Genomic DNA, 23195 nt, shown 5'->3' with positions numbered 1-23195 from the left:
CCGCACTTTGACAAGTGCGGTATTACCGAATCGAGTTGTACGGTGAGCCGCAAATCCCGATCCTTCTTCGACCCGGGGACCGTCATGAATGATCGAGCGAACGCGACTCAACCCATCAGTCACTACACGATCGACTATGTCGAGTTGTATGTGGAAGACGTCGAGCAAGCGGCCCGAGGCTGGCAGGAAGCCTACGGTTTTTCCGTGGTCGGCGAGAGCATGTCCGCCGACCACTGTGCCCTGGCGCTCCGGCACGGCGGGATCACCCTGGTCCTGACGACCCCGCTGAGCGACCGCCACCCCGCGTCCGCGTATCTGCCGGCCCACGGCGACGGCGTCGCGGACATCGCCCTGCGCACCCGTGACGCGGGCGCCGCGTTCACCACCGCCGTGGCCGCGGGCGCCCGCGGCCTGCGCAAGCCTGAGCAGCACTCCGGGGAGGGACCGCGCGCGACCGCGCTCATCGGCGGCTTCGGGGATGTCGTCCACACCCTGGTGGAGCGCGAGCCCGGGGCACCGGGCGGCCTCCCTGCCGGGTTCACCCCCGTGGCCGGTCAACAGCCTTCCTGGCAGGGCGAGGTGGGGCTGCTGGAGATCGACCACTTCGCGGTCTGCCTCCCCGCAGGGGACCTCGACACGACCGTGCGGTTCTACCGCAACGCCCTCGGTTTCAACAAGATCTTCGAGGAGCGGATCGTCGTCGGCACGCAGGCGATGGAGTCGAAGGTCGTGCAGAGCCCGAACAACGCCGTGACCCTCACTCTCATCGAGCCGGACACCAAGGCCGAGCCGGGGCAGATCGACGACTTCCTGAAGAACCACGACGGGGCCGGCATCCAGCACATCGCCTTCTCCAGCGACGACGCCGTACGCTCGGTCCGCGCGCTGCGCGACCGCGGCGTCCGTTTCCTGCAGACGCCGGGCGCCTACTACGACCTGCTCGATGGCCGCATCGAACCGGCGGCGCACTCGATCGACACGCTGCGCGAGACGCAGCTGCTCGCGGACGAGGACCACGGCGGTCAGCTGTTCCAGATATTCACCTCCTCCACGCACCCCAAGCGCACTCTGTTCTTCGAGATCATCGAACGGCAGGGCGCGGGCACGTTCGGCAGCGCCAACATCAAGGCGCTGTACGAAGCGGTGGAACTGGAGAAGTCCGGGCAGCATGGCCTGCGGTGACGGCGACGGACGGGCCTCGGCGGCGGTCCCGCTCGACATGGACGACATTGAGCGGGCCGCCGCCGCGGCCCTGCCGCCGGAGGTGTGGGACTTCATCGCCGGAGGCAGCGGCCGCGAGCTGTCACTCGCGGCCAACCGAGCCGCGTTCGACGGGGTGTTCGTGCGTCCCAGGATCCTCAACGACGTGTCCGCGTGCGATACGAATGCCGCCCTGCTGGGGCGGACGGTGCGGCTGCCGGTGGCGGTCGCGCCGGTGGCGTACCACCGACTGGTGCACCCCGAGGGCGAGTTGGCGACCGCACGAGCCGCGAAGGCGGCGGGTGTCCCGTTCACCGTGGCGACGCTGAGCAGTGTCCCCGTGGAGGAGGTCACGGCGGTCGGCGGGTCGGTGTGGTTCCAGCTGTACTGGCTGCGTGACACCGCGCGGACGCTGGACCTGGTCCGCAGGGCGCAGGACGCGGGCTGCGAGGCGATCGTGCTCACCGTCGACGTGCCGTGGATGGGCCGCCGGGTGCGTGACCTCCGCAACGGATTCGCCCTGCCGGACCATGTCCGCGCGGTCCATTTGGGCGGCGGTGCCTCCACGGCACAGCGCTCCGGGGCCGGATCCTCGGCGGTGGCAGTGCACACGGCTCAGACCTTCTCCCGGTCCCTGACCTGGTCGTGCGTGGAGCGGCTGCGCGCGTGCACGCGGCTGCCGATCGTACTCAAGGGGGTTCTGGCCCCCGAGGACGCGCGGCGGGCCGTGGAGCACGGCGTCGACGCCTTGGTGGTCTCCAACCACGGTGGCCGCCAGCTGGACGGCGCGATGACGGCCGTGGACGCACTGCCCGATGTGGTGGAGGCCGTCGGCGACGCCTGCGAGCTCCTCTTGGACGGCGGTGTGCGCAGCGGCACCGACGTCCTCAAGGCGCTCGCGCTCGGCGCGTCGGGCGTCCTGGTGGGCCGGCCGCCGCTCTGGGGTCTGGCGGCCGGCGGCGAGGACGGCGTCCGGCAGGTGCTGGACCTCCTGGCCGAGGAACTGACCGACGCTTTGGGACTGGCGGGGTGCGAGGGGATCGCCCAGGCACGACGGCTGGAGACGTGGGTGGCGACAGACGGCGGGAGGCGGCGCCCCACCGGCTCCCTGAGCCACCACCCTGCACCCGTGCCCGGCGCAGTCCCGCCGGGCACCACCACCCCTCGCACCACGAAGAAGTCGCCGGCGACATGAGAGGGGAGGGCCGGGTCACCGGCCCTCCCCTCCTCGTGCCCGGCCCGACGGCGGCTCAGCGGCCCGCCTCGGGAACCTCGTCGGTCGGCGCCGGTTCCTGGTCGTACACGGTGATGGCGCGTCCCGGGCAGCGCCAGACGACCGACCGCACGGCCGCAGCGAGTTCCCGGGCCGGTACGGCATCGCTGACGACACCCATGCCGTCGTCGTCCTGGTCGAACACCTGCGGGGCGAACATCGCGCAGACGCCACCGCTCACACACTTGTCGCGGTCGATCCGGATCTCCATCGCTGTGCCGTCTCCTTCGCGTCGGTCACCAGGCCAGCGGCAGCCGGTGCACTCCGTGGGCGAGCGCACGGTTGTAGAAGCGCACCTCCTCGACGGGCACGGCGAGGCGCAGATTCGGAAAGCGGCGCCACAGCGCCTTGTAGGCGACACGCAGCTCGGTACGGGCCAGTGCCGCGCCCAGGCAGTGGTGCACGCCGTGCCCGAAGGCGACATGGGCTACGGGTTCGCGGGCGAGGTCGAGCCGGTCCGGCCCGTCGGTGAGGGCCGGGTCGCGGTTGGCCATGGTGAGCGAGCAGATGACGGTCTCCCCCGCCCTGATCAGCTGGTCGCCGATCTGCACGTCCTGCACAGCGGTGCGCGGGGTGGGCGCGTTCGCGACCGACATGTAACGGATCAGCTCGTCCAGAGCCCGGTCGGAGGCGAGCCGACCGCCGTCACCCCGGCCCGCTCCCATGGCCGCACCGACCTCCGCGCCCCGGCCGTCGCGGTCGCCGAGCAGCAGCGGCAGCTGGTCCGGGTTCTCCAGCATCGCCAGGACACCCAGGCCGATCATGCCCTCGATGTTGTCGATGCCGGCGAGGATCAGCAGCACGCACACGCCGCGCATCTCGTCGTCGGTGAAGCGGTCACCGTGCTCGCGTACCAGTGCGCCGATGAACCCGTCGTCGGGATCCTTACGCTGCCGCGCCACCATCGACACCAGATAGCGCGAGAACGCGGCGCCGTCGGCCGCCCGCACCTTGCGGCTGCGGGAGAAGTCCAGATGCCGGTGGCAGTGGCGCAGGAACTCCGGTCGGTCGTCACGCGGCACGCCGATCAGCTCGCACAGCACCTCGCCCGGCACGGGCTGGGCGAACAGCGCCATCAGGTCGGCGCCCGGCCCCGTGGCCTCGACGGCGTCCAAGTGCTCCTCGACGATCGCCTCGATGTTCGGCTCCAGCCGGCGCAGCCGCCGTACGGTGAACTCGGGGGTGAGCATCTGACGCAGCCGGGTGTGCTCCGGCGGGTCGTAGTCCATCAAATGCCCCACCAGCTCCGGGGGACGCCAGTCGGGGCCCTCGGCGCCCCACCTGCGGCGGGTGCTGAAATGGGCGTGGTCGCCGAGGATCCGGCGCACCTCGGCGTAGCCGGTGGCGAGCCAGACCCATTCGTCCGACTCGTTCGGGCCGATGGTGTACCGGCTCAGGGGCGGTGCGGCTCGCAGCTCGTCCGCCGGGTCGAACCGGGTGCGCCGGGTGTAGAGCAGTTCGGGGTACGCCTGTGCCTGGGGTGGTTGCTGTCGGGTCTGCTGCGGCATGAACGTTGTCCTCCTACCAGGCCACCGGCAGCGCGTCCACGGAGTAGACCCGCGACGACGGAAGCCGGAACTGGATCTCCTCGTGCGGTACGGCGAGCCGCAGGTCCGGGAAGCGCCGGAACAACGCCAGGTAGGCGGTGCGCAGTTGCATCCGGGCCAGCGGGGCGCCGAGGCAGTGGTGCACGCCGTGCCCGAAGGCCAGGTGCGGGGCGGGTTCACGGGTGATGTCGAGACCGCCGTCGGGATCGTCGCCCGGGGCGGCGACGCGGTTGGCGGCGAAGGCGGAGCAGATGACCCGCTCCCCCTTCGGCACCACCTGCCCGCCGAGGGGCACGTCCTCCAGCGCGGTGCGCGGCGACAGGGTCGGTATCACCGAGACGTAGCGCAGCAGTTCCTCCACCGCGCGGTCGACGAGCCCGGGGTCCTCTCGCAGTTTGGCGAGCTGGTCGGGGTGTTCGAGGAGGGCGAGGGTGCCCAGTCCCAGCATGCTGGCGACATTCTCTATGCCTGCGGAGGTCAGCGATGCGGCCAGGCCCTCCAGTTCGTCGTCGGTGATGTCGTCGCCGTACTCGCGCACCAGCATGCCCAGCAGGTCGTCACCGGGGTCCCGGCGCTGCCGTGCGATCAGCTGGTGGAAGTAGGCGCGGTAGGCCCGGCCGGCCGCCATCTGGCGGGTTCGGCCGCGGCCGTCGTCGCGGGTGATGTCGAGATGGCGGGACAGCTCCGCCCGGTCGTCGCGGGGCACGCCGAGCAGTTCGCAGGCGGTCTGGCCCGGGATCGGCCAGGCGAAGTGGTGCATCAGGTCGGCCGGCGCGCCGGCCTGCTCCATCGCGTCGAGGCACTCCTCGACGACGGCCTCGATACGCGGCTGGAGCCACCGCAGGCGCCGCATGGTGAACTCGGGGTTGAGCATCTTGCGCAGCCGGGTGTGCTCCGGCGGGTCGTAGTGCAGGAGGTTGCCGATGTTCTGCAGCCGCCGGGACTGCGCCTCGGTGTCGGCGGGCGGCAGCATGGTGAACCGGTGCTGGTCGCTGAGCACCTCGCGGGACTCCTCGCTGCCGGTGACCAGCCATCCCACGACCTGCTGGGAGGGCCCGCCGTGCAGTTCGGTGCGCAGTACCGGGCATTCGGTGCGCAGCGCCACCAGCTCCGGAACCGGGGCGAACCGGTTCCGGCGGTTGTACACGGGGACTTCACGGGACGCCATCGTCGGAGCTCGCCTCCCTCAGCGAGTCGTGGTGGGCAGCCAGTGCAGGCCGTCCGCGGAGCAGACCAGACCGCCGGGGAACATGGGTGCTTCAGGCTCGGCGTCCTCGCCGAGCAGCGCCCGCATCTGCACCTGGCCCGCCTCGTGCATGGCGTTGCGCACGACGGAGGAGCTGAACAGCGGTACCGAGCTGCCGTCGTCGTTCGCGGCGAACTTCTCCACGGCGGTGGCGAACTCCTCGGAGTTCTCCGCGAGCCGCTCGCCCAGCGCCTCTGCGTTCATCAGGCCCTGCTCCCCGGAGGAGACGCCACCGATCAGCTCGACGAACGCCTGGAGTTCCGGCTCGCTGTTCTCGGTGACCTTCTTGGCCTGCCAGAAGTAGGAGTTCTCGTCGCGGTGCATCTCGTAGAAGGAGACGAGGAACTCGTAGAAGACGCCGTACTCGCGCCGGTATCGGGCCTCGAACTCCCGCATCGCGGCGTCCTCGTCGACCTTGCCCTCCAGGACGCTGTTGAGGGAGCGGGCGGCGAGCAGCGAGCTGTAGGTGGCCAGGTGCACGCCGGAGGAGAAGACCGGGTCGACGAAGCAGGCGGCGTCGCCGACGAGCATCATGCCGGGCCGGGTGAACGTGGTGTGGTGGTACGAGTAGTCCTTGCGGACCCGGATCTCGCCGTACTGGCCCTCGGTGACGCGGATGGCGTCGGAGAGGTAGTCGGCGATCATCGGGCACTCGTCGATCAGCGACCGCAGCGCCTTCTCCGGATCGCCCTGGATCTTCTCTGCCATCTCCCGGCGGACGACAGCGCCGACGCTGGTCAGGGTGTCACTGAGCGGGATGTACCAGAACCAGCCGCTCTCGAAGGCCACGCAGAGGATGTTGAACCGGTTGGGTTCGGGCATCCGCTTGCCGTTCTCGAAGTAGCCGAAGAGGGCGAGGCTGCGGAAGAACTCGGAGTACTCGCGGCTGCCGCCGACCTTGTTGTACAGCCGGCTCTTGTTGCCGGAGGCGTCGACGACGTACCGGGCACGTATCTCGTGCTCGTCGCCGTCGGGGTCGGTGTAGGTGAGGCCGCGCACCCGCTCGTCGTCCTCGAGGACGTCCCGCACCGAGCAGCCCTCGCGGACGTCGGCGCCCTGCTTGCGGGCGTTCTTCAGCAGGATGTCGTCGAACTTGGACCGCTCGACCTGGTAGGCCACGGAGGTGGGGCCCGCCATGCGGGGTGACACGGAGAAGGCGAAGGTCCAGGGCTCGGGCCGGGCGCCCCAGCGGAAGGTGCCGCCGCGCTTGAGCGGGAAGCCCGCCTTGGCGAGGTCGTCCGCGGCGCCGGACAGCCGGCACACGCCGTGGATGGTGGACGGCAGCAAGGATTCACCGATCTGGTAGCGCGGGAATGTCTCCTTTTCCAGTACGACGACCCGGTGCCCTTGTTTGGCGACGAGGGCGGCAAGGGTGGAACCGGCGGGTCCGCCGCCGACGACGGCCACGTCGAATTCTTCGGTCACTGCTGCCACAGCCAACTCCAATGTCCGTGTTGCTTTCTCATTGAGCCTGAATTTGTCCGGCCGGTTCGTCAACTTGTCCAATTCCCGCGTCCAGGCGCTCCTTTCGCCCTATCAGGGTCAGCAACGGTCCGGTCATGAACGTGGTGACAAGGGCCATGAGGACGAGCACCGTGAAAAGTCCGGGGCCTATCACTCCCGCTGCGAGTGCCACGTTGAGCACGATCAGTTCGGTCAGCCCGCGGGTGTTCACCAGGGCGGCCACCCGCGCCGACGGGTGCGGCCCGAGTCCGGTGAACCGGCAGGCCGCGTACGCCGGGACGAGCTTGCCGACGCAGGCGATGCCCAGGATCAGCGCCAGCAGCACCAACCCGTGGCCGTCAAGCGTGCCGACATCGAACTTCAGCCCGGTACTGACGAAGAACAGCGGCAGCAGCAGCGCCGCCGTCTGCTCCATCGGCTGCAGCACCTCGGCGTCCGGGACCTCGTTGCGGCGCGGCATGATCAGCCCCGCAAGGAAGCCGCCGAAGACCGGGTGCAGACCCAGTTCGGCCGTCACCCAGGCGCAGCCCAGCGCGAGTCCCAGCGCCACCGGGACCGGGCTGAGCAGCCAGGACTCCGAGCGCCTCAGCAGCCGGTCGAGCAGGGGCCGTCCGACGAGGAACATGACCGCGCCGAACAGCACGACCAGCAGCAGGGCCGAAAGCCACGACGGCCCCGAGGAGTGCCCGGTGCCGGCGAACGCGGCGGCGAGCACCAGCCAGGCCGCCACGTCCATGATCCCGGCCGCGGTGGTGGCCACCGTGCCGGTGGACGTGCCCGCCATGCCGCGCTCGCGGACGATCGCCACCAGCACCGGCAACGCGGTCACCGAGCAGGCCACCGCCATGAACAGCACGAACGCCCGCCCACCGACGTCCGGTTGCACCGCGGTGAACACCGGGTCCAGGAGGGTCACCGCGCCGACGCTGAGCCCGGCCGGGACCAGCAGCGACAGCGTGGCCACCGCGAGCACGGACCGGCCGCCGCTGCGCAGTTGCCGGTAGTTGATCTCGTATCCGGCGAGGAACATGAAGATCACGACGGCGACCTGGGAGAGCACCGAGAGGAAGGGCAGCACCTCCGGCGGAAAGAGCGTCTTCGTCGGATCGCCCGGCAATCGGCCGAGCAGGGTGGGGCCGAGGGCGATTCCCGCCGCGATCTGCCCGATCACGGTCGGCTGCCCCAGTCGTCGGGCCAGCGCCCCCAGCAGCCAGGAGGCGACGACGATGATCGCGACGTCACCGATGACCACGGCGGTCACCTGTTCGGTGTCCACGCGTCTCCCTTCGTCCGTGCGCCGCCGCTCACGCCGTGGCAGCGCCCTCCGTCCTGGCGATGAGGCTCTTGGGCCGCATGTCGGTCCAGTGCTGCTCGACGTATTCCAGGCATTCCGCCCGGCTCGCCTCGCCGAACGCGGTGGTCCAGCCCTGCGGGATCTCCGCGAACACCGGCCAGAGCGAGTGCTGGCCCTCGTCGTTGACGAGCACGAGGAAGGTGCCGTTCTCGTTGTCGAAAGGATTCGTCATCGTGTTTTCCGCCTTCTTGTCCGGTGGTTTTCTCGGTGTGGTCGAATGCCGGGATCCGCATGCGAACGGGTCACTCGGAAAAGGTGGGATTCCGGGGCGAGGTGAGTTTTTCCGTGAGGATGCGGCCCACCGGCGGAAGGTTCGCCGGGTGCAGCATCCGGTAGTGGTCGACCGGAATCTCGTGCGCCTCGACGGTGCCGCCGGTCAGTGGCTCCCAGCCGGCCCTGGCCCGGGAGACGGGCAGGTCGTCCGGGCGGTCGTGGGCGGCGATCAGCAACAGGACGTCACCGCCGAAGCGGCGTGGGGCGTGGCCGGGCGCGAACCGGGCCATGTTGCCCAGCACCTCCCGCATCCGTGACAGCACCGGCTCACCCAGGTTGCTCCGCGCGTCGGCACCCGCCGCCACCTCGATCTCCTGCTCCATCAGGGTCGCCATCTGTTCGTCGCGGGCGGCACCGCGGTCCCGGGAGACCGACCTGCCGGCACTGGGATAGGAGTCGAGCAGCGCCAGCAGGGCCACCTCCTCGCCCGCCTCCTCCAGCCGGCAGGCGACCGCCTGGGCGATCAGGCCGCCGAACGACCAACCGAGCAGGTGATAGGGGCCTTCCGGCTGCACCGTACGGATCTCGTCGGCATAGTCGGCAGCCATCTCCTCGACGCTGCCCGGCAGTTGCTCCGGCCCGGCGAGCCCGCGCGCCTGCACGCCGTACACCGGCAGGTCCGTCGGCAGATACGGCACCAGTGCCGCGTACGACCAGCTCAGCCCCATGCTCGGGTGGAGGCAGAACAGCGGCGGCCGACTGCCCTCGGGGCGCAGCGGCAGCAGTACGCCCAGTTCGCCGCTCCCCCGGCCCCTCGGCCCCGCGGCCTGCGCGACGCGCCGGTCGCACAGCGACAACACCCCCTCACGCTCACGCCGGGCCCGCCTACCGGTCCGCAGCATCCGGCCGCCCGGACGGTAGGGGTCGGCGACGAACCGCTCAGCGGTCGCCGCGGGCCGCCCCGCGTAGCCTCGGGCGAGGGTGTCGCCCGCCACGTACAGCTCCCCCTCGACTCCGAAGGGGACCGGGCGCAGCCTGTCGTCCAGGACATGGGCGAGGGTGTGCGGGACGGGTCGTCCCGCCGGGTGCCCGGAGCTGCCCGGGTGTTCGCCGGGGCCCAGCCGCTCCTCCAGCCAAGCGCCGCCGGTCTCGGGCAGGGCGTGGCCGATGACCCGGGCGGTGGCCGCGGGGATCCGGTGTGCCTCTTCGTCGACCACCAGGATCTCCGGGTACGGCGCCGGGTCCGCGGCCTGTTCGGCGAGCAGGGCTCCGGTGGTGACCAGGAGATCGGCTCCTCGCTCGTCACCGGCGGGCGTGCCGAAGCGCACGGTGCCACCGGCGCTCAGGGTGGCGAGCAGCGGGGTGATCAGGGAGGCGGTCGGCACGCGGGAGTCCAGGAGGGTCACACCGGTGACGGGAGCGGTGAGCGCGCGGTGCGCGACGCGGGCGGCGAGCGTGCGGTGCTCGACGACCGAGTCAGGGCCGTCCCCGGCCGACGCGGGCAGCAACAGGGCGGAGTGGCCGGGGAGCGCGGTGCACGGGGTGACGTAATCAGCGGGGGTTCCGTCGCTGTCGGTCACGTCGGCGAGGGTTCCGTCGGTCTCGACTCCGTCGGGGTCGGTGAGCACCAAGAGCGGGCTTTCGGGAGACGCCCAGCTTCCGGCGCCGGCCGCAGTGGTGACCACACCGGTCAACGGTGTCGCCCCCGGTGACCGGTCCGGGCCGGCCACCGGCCGGAGTGCTGCTCCGGACCTCAGCACTCCGAGGATCGCGCCGACGAGTGCCGCGCCCGCGGGCCGGTCCACGGCCACGACGTCCTCGGCGCCGACTCCCTCCGCTGCGAGCCGCCGCGCCAGCGTCCGCGCCGAAGCGTCCAGTTCGGCGTAGGTGACCGGTCCCGACGTGTCCGCCACCGCGACAGCCTGCGGCGTGGCGGCCGTCTGCGCGGCCAACGCCTCGAGGACCGTCGTCCCTGGCGCCTCGGTGCCGGCCCGGTCGTCGAGCTCCGTGACCGCTCGACGCTCGGTGTCGTCCAGCAGCAGGTCGACGTCCCCTACCCGCAGGTCCGGGTCGTCGGCGACCTGCTCCAGGACCCGGACCAGGCGTGCGGCGAGGGTGGCCGCCATGTCCCGGTCGAACAGGTCGGTGGCGTAGCGCAGTTCGCCCGTGAGGCCGCCGGGGGCGCCGTCGAAGTCCTCGGTCACGTCGAGGTGGAGGGACAGGTCGAACTCCATGGCGGCGGTGCCCAGGTCGAGTGGGCTGGTGTTCAGGCCCGGCAACTGCCAGGCATCCCACGGGTCCTCGTCCTCGTCCCGGACGTCGAGGGCGATCTGGAAGACGGGGTGGCGGTCGGGTGTGGGCGGCACGCCGAGGACCTCCAGCAGCCGGGCGAAGGGCACGTCCTGGTGACGCCGGGCCTCGCGTCCCGCCTCGTGCGCCCGGCCGAGCAGCTCGGTGAAGGTGGGATCCCCCGAGAGGTCGGTGCGCAGGGCGAGGGGCCTCTCGAAGGCGCCGACGAGTCCTTCCAGCTCGACCTCGTCGTCACTGCGCGGCAGCACGGTGCCCAAAGTGACGTCGTCACTCGCGCCCAGCCTGCCGAGCAGCAGCGCGAGCGCCGCCTGGACCACGGTGAAGGCGGAGGCCCCCGACGGCCGGGCCGCGACGGTGAGCCGGGCGTGCGCCTCGGCGTCCAGCCGGACCGGCACGGATCCGGCCCGGCGGGAGGGCAGTACCGGGCGCGCCCGGTTCGTGGGCAACTCCAGGGCGTCCGGGGCTCCTTCGAGGGCACCGCGCCAGTACTGGATCTCGTCCCAGGCCAGCGCCTCGCGGTCCTCCTCACCGCTCAGCAGCTCCCGCTCCCACAGCGCGTAGTCGGCGAACTGCAGCGGCAGCGGCGCCCGTTCGGGAGCACGGCCCCGGCGCCGGGCACCGTAGGCCGCGGCCAGGTCGCGCATCAGCACACCGGTCGACTGGACGTCCGCGGCGATACGGTGCACGAGCAGGTGCAGGACGTGGTCGGTGTCGGAGAGCGCGAACAGACTGTGGGTCCAGGGCACTTCGCGGGGGAGGTCGAAGGTGTGGGCCGCCGCCCGCTCCAGCAGCGCGGGCAGTTCCTCCTCCTGGGCGTCGGTGAGCCGCAGCGCGGGCCGCCCTGCCTCCGGTGGCAGCACCTGCTGGCGCACCGAGCGGCCGGCGCCGGGGAACGTGGTGCGCAGGATCTCGTGCCGGTCGGACACATCGCCCAGCGCCGCTGTCAACGCGTCCCGGTCGAGGGCGCCGCGCAGCCGCACCGCGAGGGCGTGGTGTGCGGGCGTGGCCCCGCTGTCGTCGCCGGCGAGCCGGTCCAGCAGCCAGGTGCGCAGCTGTCCCGCGGTAACGGGCAGCGGGTCCGGGCGGTCCTCGACGTGCCGCAGGACGGGCCGGACCTTGGCGGCGAGCGCCCTCGCCACACCGGCCGGGGTGGGCGCCGAGAACAACTGCCGGATGGGCAGATCGACGCCGAGTTCCTCGCGGATTCGGCGGGCCAGGCGCATCCCGAGGCCGGAGTCGCCGCCGAGTTCGAAGAAGTTGGCCTCGGCGCCGACCTCGTCGAGGGCGAGGACCTCGGCGAACAAGGTGCACATCAGCTGCTCGGTCTCGCTCTCCGGGGCCCGTCCGGCGGCCCGGGAGAGGAAGTCGGGGGCCGGCAGCGCCTTGCGGTCGACCTTTCCGTTGGCGGTCACCGGCAGCGTCACCATGGCCATCACCAGCGCCGGGACCATGTACTCCGGCAGCACCCGGGCGACCTGCTCCCGGACCCGCTCGGGGTCGAGGTCCGGCCCGTCGGCGACCACATACCCGATCAGGCGCTTCTCACCGGGCCCGTCGTCCCGGACGGCGACCACGGCCTGCCGTACTCCGGGCTGCGCGGCGAGCACGGTCTCCACCTCGCCCGGCTCCACGCGGAACCCGCGGATCTTGACCTGGGCGTCGGCCCGGCCGACGAAGACCAGTTCGCCGTCGTCCGTCCACCGCACCAGGTCTCCGGTGCGGTACATCCGCCGCCCGTCCGCGTACGGGTCGGCCACGAACCGCTCGGCGGTCAGCGCGGTCCGCCCGGCGTACCCGTGCGCCATGCCCTCTCCGGCGATGTACAGCTCACCGGCCACCCCGACCGGTACGGGCTGGAGAAAGGCGTCCAGGACGTGGACCCGGCGGTTGGCCAGTGGCCGCCCGATGGGCAGCGTGCCGTCGTCGGGCGAGCCGGGGGTGATGAGGTGCCAGGTGGCGCACAGCGTGGTCTCCGTGGGCCCGTACAGGTGCCGGATCCGCAGTTCCGGGCAGACCTGCCGCACCCGTCGCACGGCCTGCGGCGGTACGACGTCACCGCCGGTGAGCACCTCGCGCAGCCCGGTGAAGCACTCCGGCGCCTCCTCGGCCAGCACCCGGAAGGTGCCCGCTGTCAGGTGCAGGGTGCTCACCCCGGCGGCGACCTCCTCTGCGATCCGCTGGGCGTCGACCACGCCCGGCTCCGCCACCACCACACGAGCCCCGGAAACCAGCGGCACCCATGTCTCGAACAGGGACGCGTCGAAGGCGTGCGGGGCGTGCAGCAGCACCGCGTCGTCCGGGCCCAGGCCCCAGCCCGCGTCCCCGGCGAGCGCGGCGACCGCGCCGTGCGGCACGGCCACGCCCTTGGGCGTACCGGTCGAGCCGGAGGTGTACATCAGGTACGCGATGTCGTCCGCGGTGACCGGCACCGAGGACAGCCGGTCCCCGTCGGCCGGCAGGTCGTCGAGCACCAGCGGCGGCACCGGGGTGTCCTCGGGCACGCCGGCGAGGGTGGCGCGGGTGCACAGCACGGCGGTCGGCGCGCAGTCCTTGAGCAGGAAAGTGATCCGCTCGGCGGGGTGGGTCACGTCGACGGGCACGTACGCGGCGCCCGTCCGCCAGATCGCGAGCAGCGCGGTCAGCAGCTCGGCCGAGCGTTCCATGAGGACGGCGACCCGATCGCCGCGCGCCACCCCGCGCCGTGCCAGCTCACCGGCCAACCGGCCCGCGGCGACGTCGAGTTCGGCATAGGTCAGGGTCCGCTCGCCGTCGACGACGGCGACCGCGTCGGGGACGCGGGCCGCCTGCTCGGCGAACAGTTCGGACACCGAACTCCCGGGCACGGCCGCCTCGGTGGCGTTCCACTCGCTCAGCACCCGTTCCCGTTCCGGCCCGCCGACCGTGGCGAGCCGTCCCACGGGCACCCGCGGGTCGGCGACGAGCTGTTCCAGCACCCGCAGCAGCCGGCCCAGCACTGCTTCGGCGGTGTCACGGTCGAACAGCTCCAACTGGTGGTCGAGTTTGACGTGCAGCCGCTCACCGGGGGCGACGACCAGGGTGAACGGGTAGTGGGCGGTGTCCCGGGCGAGCTTCGCCGGCTTCATCGACAGGGCCTGGGAGCCGGGCTTGCCGGGGGCGTGCGGGAAGTTCTCGTAGACGACGAGCGTGTCGAAGAGGGCGCCCGGCCCGCCGAGCCGCTGCACCTCGGGCAGCCCGAGGTGCTGGTGGGCGATGAGCCCGGCCTGCCGCTCCTGGAGTGCGGCCAGCATCTCCACGGCGGGCTGCCGTCCGTCCAGCGGCACCCGCACCGGCAGGGTGTTGATCAGCAGGCCCACCATGGACTCGACGCCGGGCAGTTCGGCAGGCCGGCCGGAGACGGTGGCGCCGAACACCACGTCAGTACGGCCGGCGAGCTGCGCCAGCACGACCGCCCAGGCGCCCTGCACGACCGTGTTGAGGGTCAGCCCGTGACCGCGCGACAGCTCCACCAGACCCGCCGTCAGCTCCTCGGAGAGGTCGGTGAGGACGAACCCGGAGTCGGGCAGGCGGGTGAGGTCGGCGGGCGCCACCAGAGTGGGGTCGTCCAGCCCCGCCAGCTCGGCCCGCCACGCGTCCCGCGCCCGCTGCTTGTCCTGCCGGTTCAACCAGGCGAGGTAGTCGCGGTAGGAGGCCGTGGGCGGCAGCCCGGAGGCGTCGCCGCCCGCCGCGTACAGGGTGGACAGTTCGCTCATCACGACCGGCATCGACCAGCCGTCCATCAGTATGTGGTGGCTGGTGACCACCATCCAGTGCCGGTCCTCGGAGAGTTTGACCAGCGCGATCCGCAGCAGAGGGGCGGTGGCCAGGTCGAACCGGCGGCCCAGCTCCTCGCCCGCCACCCGGTCGGCGGCCGTCGCCGCCTCCTCCTCCGGCAGCCCGCTGACATCCTCCTCACGCCACGGCAGTTTCACCTCCCGCGCGATGACCTGTACCATCTGGGCGCCGCTGACATGGCGGAAGCAGGCGCGCAGCGCGGAGTGCCGGGTCAGCAGTGCCTCCCAGGCGGAGCGCAGCCTGGCACCGTCCACCGGTCCTTCGAGCGCGAGCACGGCCTGCACCGTGTACACGTCGGGGCCGCCGCGGTCGTCCAGGGCGGCGTGGAAGAGCAGACCCTCCTGGAGCGGGGACAGCGGCCACACGTCTTCGACAAGGGATCGGGGCATCGCGTTACTCCTCACAAAGGCTTGCGGTCGTGTGCTGTCACCGGTCGTCGGTGAGTCCCGCCTCCAACTCCTCGATCTGGCTCTGTGCGAGGTCCAGGAGGGAGAAGTCGGAGGGGGTGTGGCCGCCGGCGGCGGGGTCGTCGGTGTGTGCGGCGAGGCCGCCGAGCAGTTCCTGCCACGCCCGGCCGAGCCGTTGGAGCGCGTCGGGGCCGAGAGCGTCGGCCCGGCCGCGGAGTTCGAGGGTCAGTTCGAGGCCGTTCGGGGTGTCCCGCAGCTGGGCGGTGGCGTGCACCGCATGGCCCGAGACCCGTGTGGCGGTGGACCGGGTGACGGGGCGCCACGGCTCGTCGGCGTACGAGGCGTGACCGTGGTAGCCGAACGCCAGCGTGGGCGGGGCGAGGGCGGCGAGCCCGGGCGCGGTGTCGGGGTTGAGGTGGCGCAGCAGGCCGTATCCCAGGCCGTCGCCCGGCACCGCCCGCGCCTGCTCCTTGACCGTCTTCAGCAGGTCCCCGGCCGCCTCGCCGCCGGCCCGGGCCGAGCCCAGGTCGAGGCTGGCGAGATCGATGCGGACCGGGATGTGGTGGGCGAAGCGTCCGACCGTACGGGACGGATCGGCTCCGCCGACGGGCTGCCTGCCGGAGATCTCCAGGTCCACCGGCACCGCTGAGGCGGTGCCGTACTCCACCACGGCGCCCACCAGGGCGGCGAGGACCACTTCGGCCGGTTCGCAGTGGAAGGTCTTCGGGGTGCGGTCGGTGACGACGGCCGTGACCTCCGGCGTCACCGACCAGCAGGCGCGGGCCTCGTCGCCGACGGCGGCGACCCGCTCACCGGAGCGTGCCAGTGCCGTCCAGCCCTCCAGTTCCTCGGTGCGCCGCGGGTCGGTGGCCTGCTCGGCGAGCAGCCGTGCCCAGCGCCGGTACGAGGTGCTCTCCTGTTCCAGTGCCGGTTCCTGTCCGGCCGCCGCCGCCTCGTACGCGGTCCGCAGGTCGGACACCAGGATCCGCCACGACTCCTCGTCCACGACCAGCTCGTGGGCGACGAGCACCAGCCGGCTCTCCCGGCCCGCGTCCGCCCACACCACGCGCACCAGCACGCTCTGGGCCTGGTCGAGCAGGGACGCGGCGCGTGCCACGGCGTCGTCGAGCCGCTCGTCGGAGTCGACCCGGTGGATCAGCGCGGCCGTGTCCGGCACGGCCGCCTCCGCGACGACCAGCGCCGAGCCGGAGCCCTCGTCGCCTATACGGCAGCGCAGCATCGGATGGGTGTCGAGAACCGTCCGCAGCGCCCGCGCCAAGGCATCCTGGTCGAGACCCGCCGGAACGGGGAACGCCCTCCACTGGGCGGACCCGGTACCGTCGGCCGGCACGGCCCGCATAGCCGCCGTCCACGGCACCTCCCCGGTCGCCGCCTCCTCCGCGGCAGTCGCATCGGCGAGTACGGCGAGCCCTTCGGGTGTCTTCTCGACGAAGACCTGCCGGGGAGTGAGCAGGATCCCCTCACGGCGGGCTCGCGAGGCGAGCTGCATCGAGGTGATCGAGTCGCCACCGAGGGCGAAGAAGCTGTCGTCGGCGCCGACCCGCTCCAGCCCCAGCACCTCCGCGAACAGACGGCACAGCAACGCCTCGGTCGGGGTACGGGGGTCACGTCCGCCCGCCCGGCCCGCGAAGTCGGGGGCGGGCAACGCGCGCCGGTCCAGCTTGCCGTTCGGGGTGAGCGGCAGCCGGTCCATCGGCACCAGGAAGGTCGGGACCAGGTAGGCGGGCAGCCGCCGCTCGAGGTACTCGCGCAGCTCGGCCAGCAGAGCGCCGGTGCCGCGGCCGGCGGTGGGGTCGTTGGTGAGGACCGGGGGCGGCACCGGCGCGGGTGTGTAGAGGTCCACCACGGCCGAGGAGCCGGCGAGCGCGGAACGCACGAACACGGCGTCCAGTTCGTCGGGCGCGCTCGCCGACCAGGTGACGCCCACCCAGTAACCGAGCCGCTCGCCGAGTTCGTACAGCTCCTCGACGCTCGGGCCGGGCACCGCCTCCCCGGTCTGCGCGGGGACCTGTTCGTCGAGTGAGCGGGCCAGCGCGACCTCGTGCGCCACTCGGGCGTTGGGCACGCCGGTCAGTCGCAGCCGGTCGGGGTGCGCGGACTCCAGATGGCGGGCGAGCCCGGTGAGGTCACCGGCACGGGCCCAGGTCAGGCGGGGTGCGTCGGCGACGCTCAGGGTGGCCGTGCCCGTCTTGCGCAGCACCACGTCGTACCGGTGTCGGCTCAGCTCGTTGACGTGCCGGGCCCGCTTGACGCGAATGTCGACGCCTGCCACGTCGGGAAGGCGGGTGCCGAGCGCGGCGAAGAACTCCGGGTCGACCAGCAGTTCCTTCTCGATGGTGAGGTTCTGCTCCACCGCCCGGCGCAGCGTCGCGACGTCCTGGTCGGTGGTGCGCGCCGTCTCCACAGCGGTGGCGAAGGGCCGCAGCAGCCGGTGGTTGCGCACATCGCCGACGAACACCGCGCCGCCCGGGGCCACCAGCCGGAGCGCCAGGTCGAGCACCCGCCGCAGATAGTCCGGGTCGGGGAAGTACTGCGCGACGGAGTTGAGGACGACGGTGTCGAAGTGCCCCTCGGGCAGCCCGTCGGCCTCGTCCGCCGCCTGGACCCGCAGCCGCACACGCGCGGCCAGTTCCGGATCCCCCTCGACATGGCGGCGCAGCTCCTCGACGACCGGCGCGGAGAAGTCCGTGGCCCAGTACTCCTCGCAGTCCAGGGCCAGCCGGGACAGAAGCAGTCCGGTTCCCACCCCGATCTCCAGCACGCGGCGGGGCCGCAGCGCGCGGATCCGTTCCACGGCCCGTTCCCGCCACTCGCGCATCTCGGCGAGCGGGATGGGCTGCCCGTCGTAACTGCTGTTCCAGCCGGCGAAGTTCTCGCCGAACCCGGCGTCCGTGGACTCGGCGTGCACGGAGTCGTACAGCACCTGCCACTCGCCGACCTGGTCACGCGCGATCCGCTCGTCACGGCTGCGGTCACTCGTGTCGGGGACCACGTACCCGATCAGTTTGCGCTCCCCGGGCGTGTCCTCGCGGGCGACGACCGCCGCCTGCGCCACGCCGGGGTGTGCGAAGAGCACGGCCTCGATCTCACCCGGCTCCACGCGGTGGCCGCGCACCTTCACCTGGGCGTCCGCCCGTCCGGCGAAGACCAGCAGGCCGTCCGGGGTCCAGCGGGCCAGGTCCCCGGTGCGGTACATCCGCCCACCGGGGGTGAACGGGTCGGCCGTGAACCGGGCCGCGGTCAGCCCGGCCCGTCCCAGGTAGCCGCGCGCCAGCCCGGCGCCCGCGACGTACAACTCGCCGGTGACACCGGGCGGCACCGGCCGCAGGAAGGGGTCAAGGACGTAGGTCCGCCCGTTGGCGATGGGCCTGCCGATCGGGACGACGTCCGCTCCCGGAACCAGCGGCGGGCTCATCGAGGCGCACACGGTCGTCTCGGTCGGACCGTACGCGTTGATCATCCGGTGGTCGCCGGCCCAGCGGTCGGCCAGGGCGGGCGGGCACTCCTCACCGGCGACCACCAGCGTGCGCAGGCCGTCGGGGAGTTCGTCCGCGGTGGCCAGCGCGCTGGGCGGCACGGTGACGTGGGTGATGTCCCAGTGGCGCAGCGCCTCCCCCAACGACACCTGCGGAGGGAGTGTCTCGGCGGGCGCCACGATCACGGCGGCGCCGGACAGCAACGCCATCAGCAGCTCGGAGACGGCCGCGTCGAAGCCGAGGGAGGCCAGTTGCAGGACACGCGCCTCCGGTCCGACGGCGAAGCGGTCGATCTGGGCGGCGGCCAGGTTGCCCAGGCCGGCGTGCGGGACCACCACCCCCTTCGGAGCGCCGGTGGAACCGGACGTGTAGATCACGTACGCGCCCTGCTCCGGTGGTATCGGCACCACGTCCAGCGGTTCCGCGAGCAGGTCAGCGTCGTCGAGGTCGTCGAGCACCAGGATCCGGCCCGGGTAGTCGTCGGGCACGGCGGCCCGGGTCCCCGTGGTGCACACGAGGACCGGGGGCGCCGCGTCGGCGAGCAGATACGCGATCCGTTCGGCGGGGTACGAGGGGTCCACGGGGACGAACGTGCCACCGGCCCGCGACACGCCGAGCAGCGCCACCACCATCTCCACCGAGCGCGGCACCAGCAGCCCCACCCGTGTCTCGGCGACCACCCCGAGATCGCGCACCCGGCGGGCCGAACGGCCCACCTCCCGTTCCAGCTCGGCGTAGGTCATCTCACGGTCGGCGCCGACGACGGCGGTCGCCTGCGGCGTACGGGCCGCCTGGGCCGCGAAGAGCTCCGGGAGCGAGGCCCGGGGCGGCCGGGTCTCGGTGGCGGTGTCGTTCCACTCGCCCAGCACCAGGGCTCGTTCCGCGGTCCCCGTCACCTCCAGTCGCCCGACAGCGACGGCCGGATCGGCCACCACCTGCTCCAGCACCCGCACCAGGATGGCGAGCAGCTCCTCGACGTCCGCGCGTGCGAAGGCGTCGGGCCGGTAGACGAGGTCTCCGCGCACCCGCTCGTCCTCCAGGACCGCAACGAGGGTCAACGGGTAATGGCCCGCGTCCTCGGGGGTTCCGGCCGGGCGGACGGACAGCGCGTCCGGGTCGTCCGAACCGAGTGGCGGTCGCGGGTAGTTCTCGTAGACGACAAGGGTGTCGAAGGTGGCGCCGGGCCCGGCCAGCCGCTGGATCTCGGTGAGCCCCAGGTGCTGGTGGGACATCAGCGCCACCTGCCGCTCCTGGAGGTCGGTCAGCATCTCCAGCATCGGTTGGGCGCCGTCGAGACCGACGCGCACGGGCAGGGTGTTGATGAACAGCCCGATCATCGACTCGACACCGGGCAACTCGGTGGGACGCCCGGCGACCGTGGTTCCGAACACCACATCGTTACGGCCGGTGAGCCGGGCCAGCAGGACCGCCCAGACGCCCTGGAGGAGGGTGTTGAGGGTCAGACTTCGCCGTCGGCCGAGCGCGATGAGCCTGCGGCCCAGCTCCTCGTCCAGTTCGTACGTCACCCGTTGCGGCTCGGCGGGGGCCGTCACCCGATCCGCGGAAATCACGAGGGTGGGTTCGTCCACGGGGGCCAGCTCGGCCCGCCAGGCGGCGCGCGCGGCCTCCTTGTCCTGCCGCGACAGCCACTCCAGATAGGCGCGGTAGGAGGTGGCCGGCGGCAGGGCGCGAGAGTTGCCGCCCGCCTCGTAGAGCCGGACGACCTCGCTCACCATGACCGGCAGGGACCAGCCGTCGGAGGCGATGTGATGGCTGGTGAACGCCAGCCGGTGCCGCCGCTCGGTGATCCGCACCAGCAGGACCCGCAGCAGCGGTGCGCTCGCGAGGTCGAAGCGGTGCTCCTGGTCCTCGGCGGCCAGCCGCTCGAACGCCGCCAGCGCCTCGGCCTCGGGCAGGTCGGAGACGTCCTCCGCCCGCCACGGGATCTCGACCTCGCGGGCGACGGTCTGGACGAACCTGCCGGAGTCCAGCTGCCGGAACCCGGCGCGCAGTGTTGCGTGCCGGGCCACCACGGCCTGCCAGGACGCCCGCAGACGTGCCTCGTCCAGCGGCCCGGTCAGCTCCAGCCAGCGCTGTCCCTCGTAGACGTCGGGGCCCTGCTCGTCGTAAGCGGCGTGGAAAAGCAGCCCTTCCTGGAGCGGCGAGAGCGGCCATACGTCGGCAAGTGCCGGCACCGCGGCGTCGATCTCGGCGACCTCCTGCCCGGTCAGCTCGAGCAGCGGGAAGTCGGAGGGAGTGTGGCCGCCCGCCCCGGGTTCGGTGAGGTGGGCCGCGAGACCGTCCAGCATGGCCAGCCAGGCCCGGCCGAGCGCCTCGGCGTCGGCAGCGTCCAAGGCCTCGCCGGCCCAGCTGAGGCTGAGGGTCAGCTCCGACCCGTCGGGCGTGTCGCGGACGGCGGCACCCGCCTCCACGACGTGTTTGACGGGTGTGGCGGGGTCGACGGATCCGCCGATGCCGCCCACGACCTGCCAGGGCTCGCCGGCCGTCCCGGTGAAGGCGGCGGACCGGCCGAGGTAGTTGAAACCCATCCGCGGGGTGGGGAGTTCGGCCAGCACGGTTGCGGTCCGCGGGTTGAGATGCCTGAGCAGCTCAAAGCCCAGTCCGTCACCCGGCAGGGACCGCACCTGTTCCTTGACGGTCTTCAGCAGCGTCCCCGCCGCCGGTCCGCCGGCCAGCGCCGACGCGAGGTCGACGCCCGCGGTGTCCAACCGCACGGGTTTGACGCTGGTGAACCAGCCGACCGTACGGGACAGGTCCACGCCGTCGAGCGCCTCGCGCCCGTGGCCCTCGATGTCGAGGAGTACGGCGGTGCCGGCGTCCTCGGTCCGCCCCCGCCAGTGGGAGACGGCTCCGGCGAGGGTGGCGAGCAGCACCTCGTGGACACCGCAGTGGAAGGCGTTGGGGGCGCGGTTCACCAGATCCTGGGCCTGTGCGGGAGAGAGCGTCCACGTGGCGCGGCGCACGGTCGCCGCGGTGTCCCGCGTGGGGTCGAGCGGCCGATCGCCGATCTGGGCGTCGCCCTCGCCGAGCAGCGCGGCCCAGGCGGGCAGTTCGGCGGTGCGGGTGTCGCTGAGGGCCTCGGCGGCCAGTTTCTCCGCCCAACGCCGGAAGGAGATCCCGGCGGGCGCCAGCTGCGGCTCCCGCCCGGCGGCCGCGGCCTCGCACGCGGCTCGGAGGTCGGTGAGCAGCACGGGCCAGGACACGGCGTCGACTGCCAGATGGTGCACGACCAGCACCAGCCGTCCGGTCTCCTGGCCCGCGTCGACCCAAACGGCCTGCGCCATGACGCCGGCCGTGGGGTCGAGGCGGGCGACCGCGTCGCGGGCGGCACGGTCGGCCAGCGCGTCGAGGCTTTCGCCACTGCCGGCGGTCGCGCTGATGCGGCTGACCAGTCCCGTGGCCTCCACGCTGCCTCGCTCGGCCACGAACAGCCTGGGCTCGGCCCCCGGTTCGACGCGAGAGCGCAGCATGCCGTGTGTGTCGAGCACGGCGCCGAGGCCGGCGGCGAGTGTTGCCTCCCCCAGGGCGGGCGGGGCCGCGACCACCGCCCACTGGGCGAGACCTCCGGTCTCCACGGCGCGCGGGGCCCGTTCGCACAGGGCTCGCATCACCGGGGTCCACGGCACTTCACCGGCGGAGTCGGCCTCGGGGGCCTCAGGACCGGCGGTGCCGTCGGCGAGTTGCGCGACGGCGGCGAGGGCGGCCGGGGTCTCACGCTCGAAGACGTCCTGCGCGCTGAAGGCGATGCCCTTGCGGTTACCGCGTGCGGCGAGCTGCATCGACATGATGGAGTCGCCGCCCAGCTCGAAGAAGCTGTCCTGCACTCCGACCCGCTCCCGGCCCAGCACCTCGGCGAACAGTTCGCACAACAGCTTCTCGGCGGCGGTGGCAGGATCACGGCTCTCCACGGCGGTGAACTCCGGTGCGGGCAGGGCCCGGTGGTCGACCTTGCCGTTGACGGTCAGCGGCAGCGCATCGAGCACGACCAGGGCGGCCGGGACCATGTACTCAGGCAGCGAGCCGGACACCCCAGCACGTACCGCCTCGGTGTCCAGGTCTCCGCCGCTCGGCACGAGGTAGCCGACGAGCCGTTTCTCCCCGGGCCGGTCCTCACGGGCGACCACCACGGCCTGCCCGACACCGGGCTGCGCGGCCAAAGCCGCCTCCACCTCGCCCAGTTCCACGCGGAAGCCCCGGATCTTCACCTGGGCATCCGCCCGGCCGACGAACACCAACTCGCCCTCGTCCGTCCAGTACGCCAAGTCGCCGGTGCGATACATCCGCTCCCCGACCGCGAACGGACACGCCACGAACCGCTCCGCGGACAAAGCGGCCCGCCCCAGATACCCGCGCGCCAAACCCACCCCGGCCACATACAACTCACCTGTCACACCGGGTGGCACCGGCTGGAGGAAGGCGTCCAGCAGGTACGTCTGACGGTTTGTCAACGGATGGCCGACAGGCAGCTCCTGAGGGATGTCGTCGCTCGGCTCGATGAGATGCCATGTGGCGCACAACGCCGCCTCGGTGGGGCCGTACAGGTGCCGGACCCGCACCTCGGGGCAAGCCGCACGCACCCGCTCCACCGCCCGCACTGGGACGACGTCACCGCCGGTGAGGACCTCCCGCGCTCCCGCGAAACACTCCGGCGCCTCCTCCGCCAGCACCCGGAACAACCCCGCGGTGACGTGCACATGAGTCACCCCGGCGGCAATGTGCCGCCGCACGGCCGCCGCGTCCACCACCCCGGGCCCGGCCACCACAATCCGCGCACCACACGCCAACGGCACCCACACCTCGAACAACGAGATGTCAAAGGCATGCGGCGCATGAAACAACACCACATCCCC

10 protein-coding genes are annotated in these 23195 nt (G+C 72.4%); 2 read left to right on the top strand and 8 right to left on the bottom strand.

Translation table 11 applies throughout. From position 1 onward, the window contains the following. Window positions 1-84: 84 nt before the first annotated feature. Both hppD and ACIQJT_RS31820 read left to right on the top strand, forming a co-directional pair. Window positions 85-1182: a 4-hydroxyphenylpyruvate dioxygenase gene (gene hppD / locus ACIQJT_RS31825; RefSeq protein ID WP_402649476.1), complete on the top strand. Its 1098-nt coding sequence runs from the start codon at window positions 85-87 to the stop codon at window positions 1180-1182. Then, window positions 1169-2395, top strand: coding sequence for an alpha-hydroxy acid oxidase (locus ACIQJT_RS31820; RefSeq protein ID WP_402649310.1), 1227 nt, complete (start codon window positions 1169-1171; stop codon window positions 2393-2395). Before hppD ends, ACIQJT_RS31820 begins: the two co-directional genes overlap by 14 nt. A gap of 55 nt (window positions 2396-2450) precedes the next feature. On the opposite strand, the gene ACIQJT_RS31815 is transcribed toward ACIQJT_RS31820, so the two are convergent. The 8 genes from ACIQJT_RS31815 to ACIQJT_RS31780 all read right to left on the bottom strand — a co-directional run bounded on the left by ACIQJT_RS31815 (window position 2451) and on the right by ACIQJT_RS31780 (window position 23186). After that, window positions 2451-2684 carry a ferredoxin gene (locus ACIQJT_RS31815; RefSeq protein ID WP_402649309.1) on the bottom strand — a complete coding sequence of 78 codons (234 nt, stop codon included), beginning with the start codon at window positions 2682-2684 and terminating at the stop codon, window positions 2451-2453. A 25-nt stretch (window positions 2685-2709) separates the two neighbouring features. After that, window positions 2710-3981, bottom strand: a complete 1272-nt coding sequence (locus ACIQJT_RS31810; protein ID WP_402649308.1) for a cytochrome P450 — start codon at window positions 3979-3981, stop codon at window positions 2710-2712. A 13-nt stretch (window positions 3982-3994) separates the two neighbouring features. After that, a complete protein-coding gene (locus tag ACIQJT_RS31805; protein WP_402649307.1) occupies window positions 3995-5188 on the bottom strand; it encodes a cytochrome P450 in 1194 nt (397 codons plus the stop codon). Window positions 5189-5206: 18 nt separating this feature from the next. Further along, the gene (locus ACIQJT_RS31800) at window positions 5207-6691 is read right to left on the bottom strand and encodes a tryptophan 7-halogenase (protein WP_402649475.1); all 1485 of its coding nucleotides are present in this window, start codon (window positions 6689-6691) and stop codon (window positions 5207-5209) included. 37 nt (window positions 6692-6728) lie between these two features. Then, on the bottom strand, window positions 6729-8006 hold the full coding sequence (locus ACIQJT_RS31795; RefSeq protein WP_402649306.1) for a cation:proton antiporter: 1278 nt from the start codon (window positions 8004-8006) through the stop codon (window positions 6729-6731). Window positions 8007-8034: 28 nt separating this feature from the next. Continuing rightward, window positions 8035-8256, bottom strand: a complete 222-nt coding sequence (locus ACIQJT_RS31790; protein WP_402649305.1) for an MbtH family protein — start codon at window positions 8254-8256, stop codon at window positions 8035-8037. Window positions 8257-8326: 70 nt separating this feature from the next. Beyond that, window positions 8327-14809 carry an amino acid adenylation domain-containing protein gene (locus ACIQJT_RS31785; RefSeq protein ID WP_402649304.1) on the bottom strand — a complete coding sequence of 2161 codons (6483 nt, stop codon included), beginning with the start codon at window positions 14807-14809 and terminating at the stop codon, window positions 8327-8329. A gap of 37 nt (window positions 14810-14846) precedes the next feature. Continuing rightward, complete coding sequence (locus ACIQJT_RS31780) at window positions 14847-23186, bottom strand: amino acid adenylation domain-containing protein (RefSeq protein ID WP_402649303.1); 8340 nt, start codon at window positions 23184-23186, stop codon at window positions 14847-14849. Window positions 23187-23195 lie beyond the last annotated feature (9 nt).

The organism is Streptomyces sp. NPDC091972 (assembly GCF_044756385.1).
In the GTDB taxonomy this organism is placed as follows: domain Bacteria; phylum Actinomycetota; class Actinomycetes; order Streptomycetales; family Streptomycetaceae; genus Streptomyces.
This window is presented reverse-complemented; position numbering and strand designations above follow the sequence as displayed.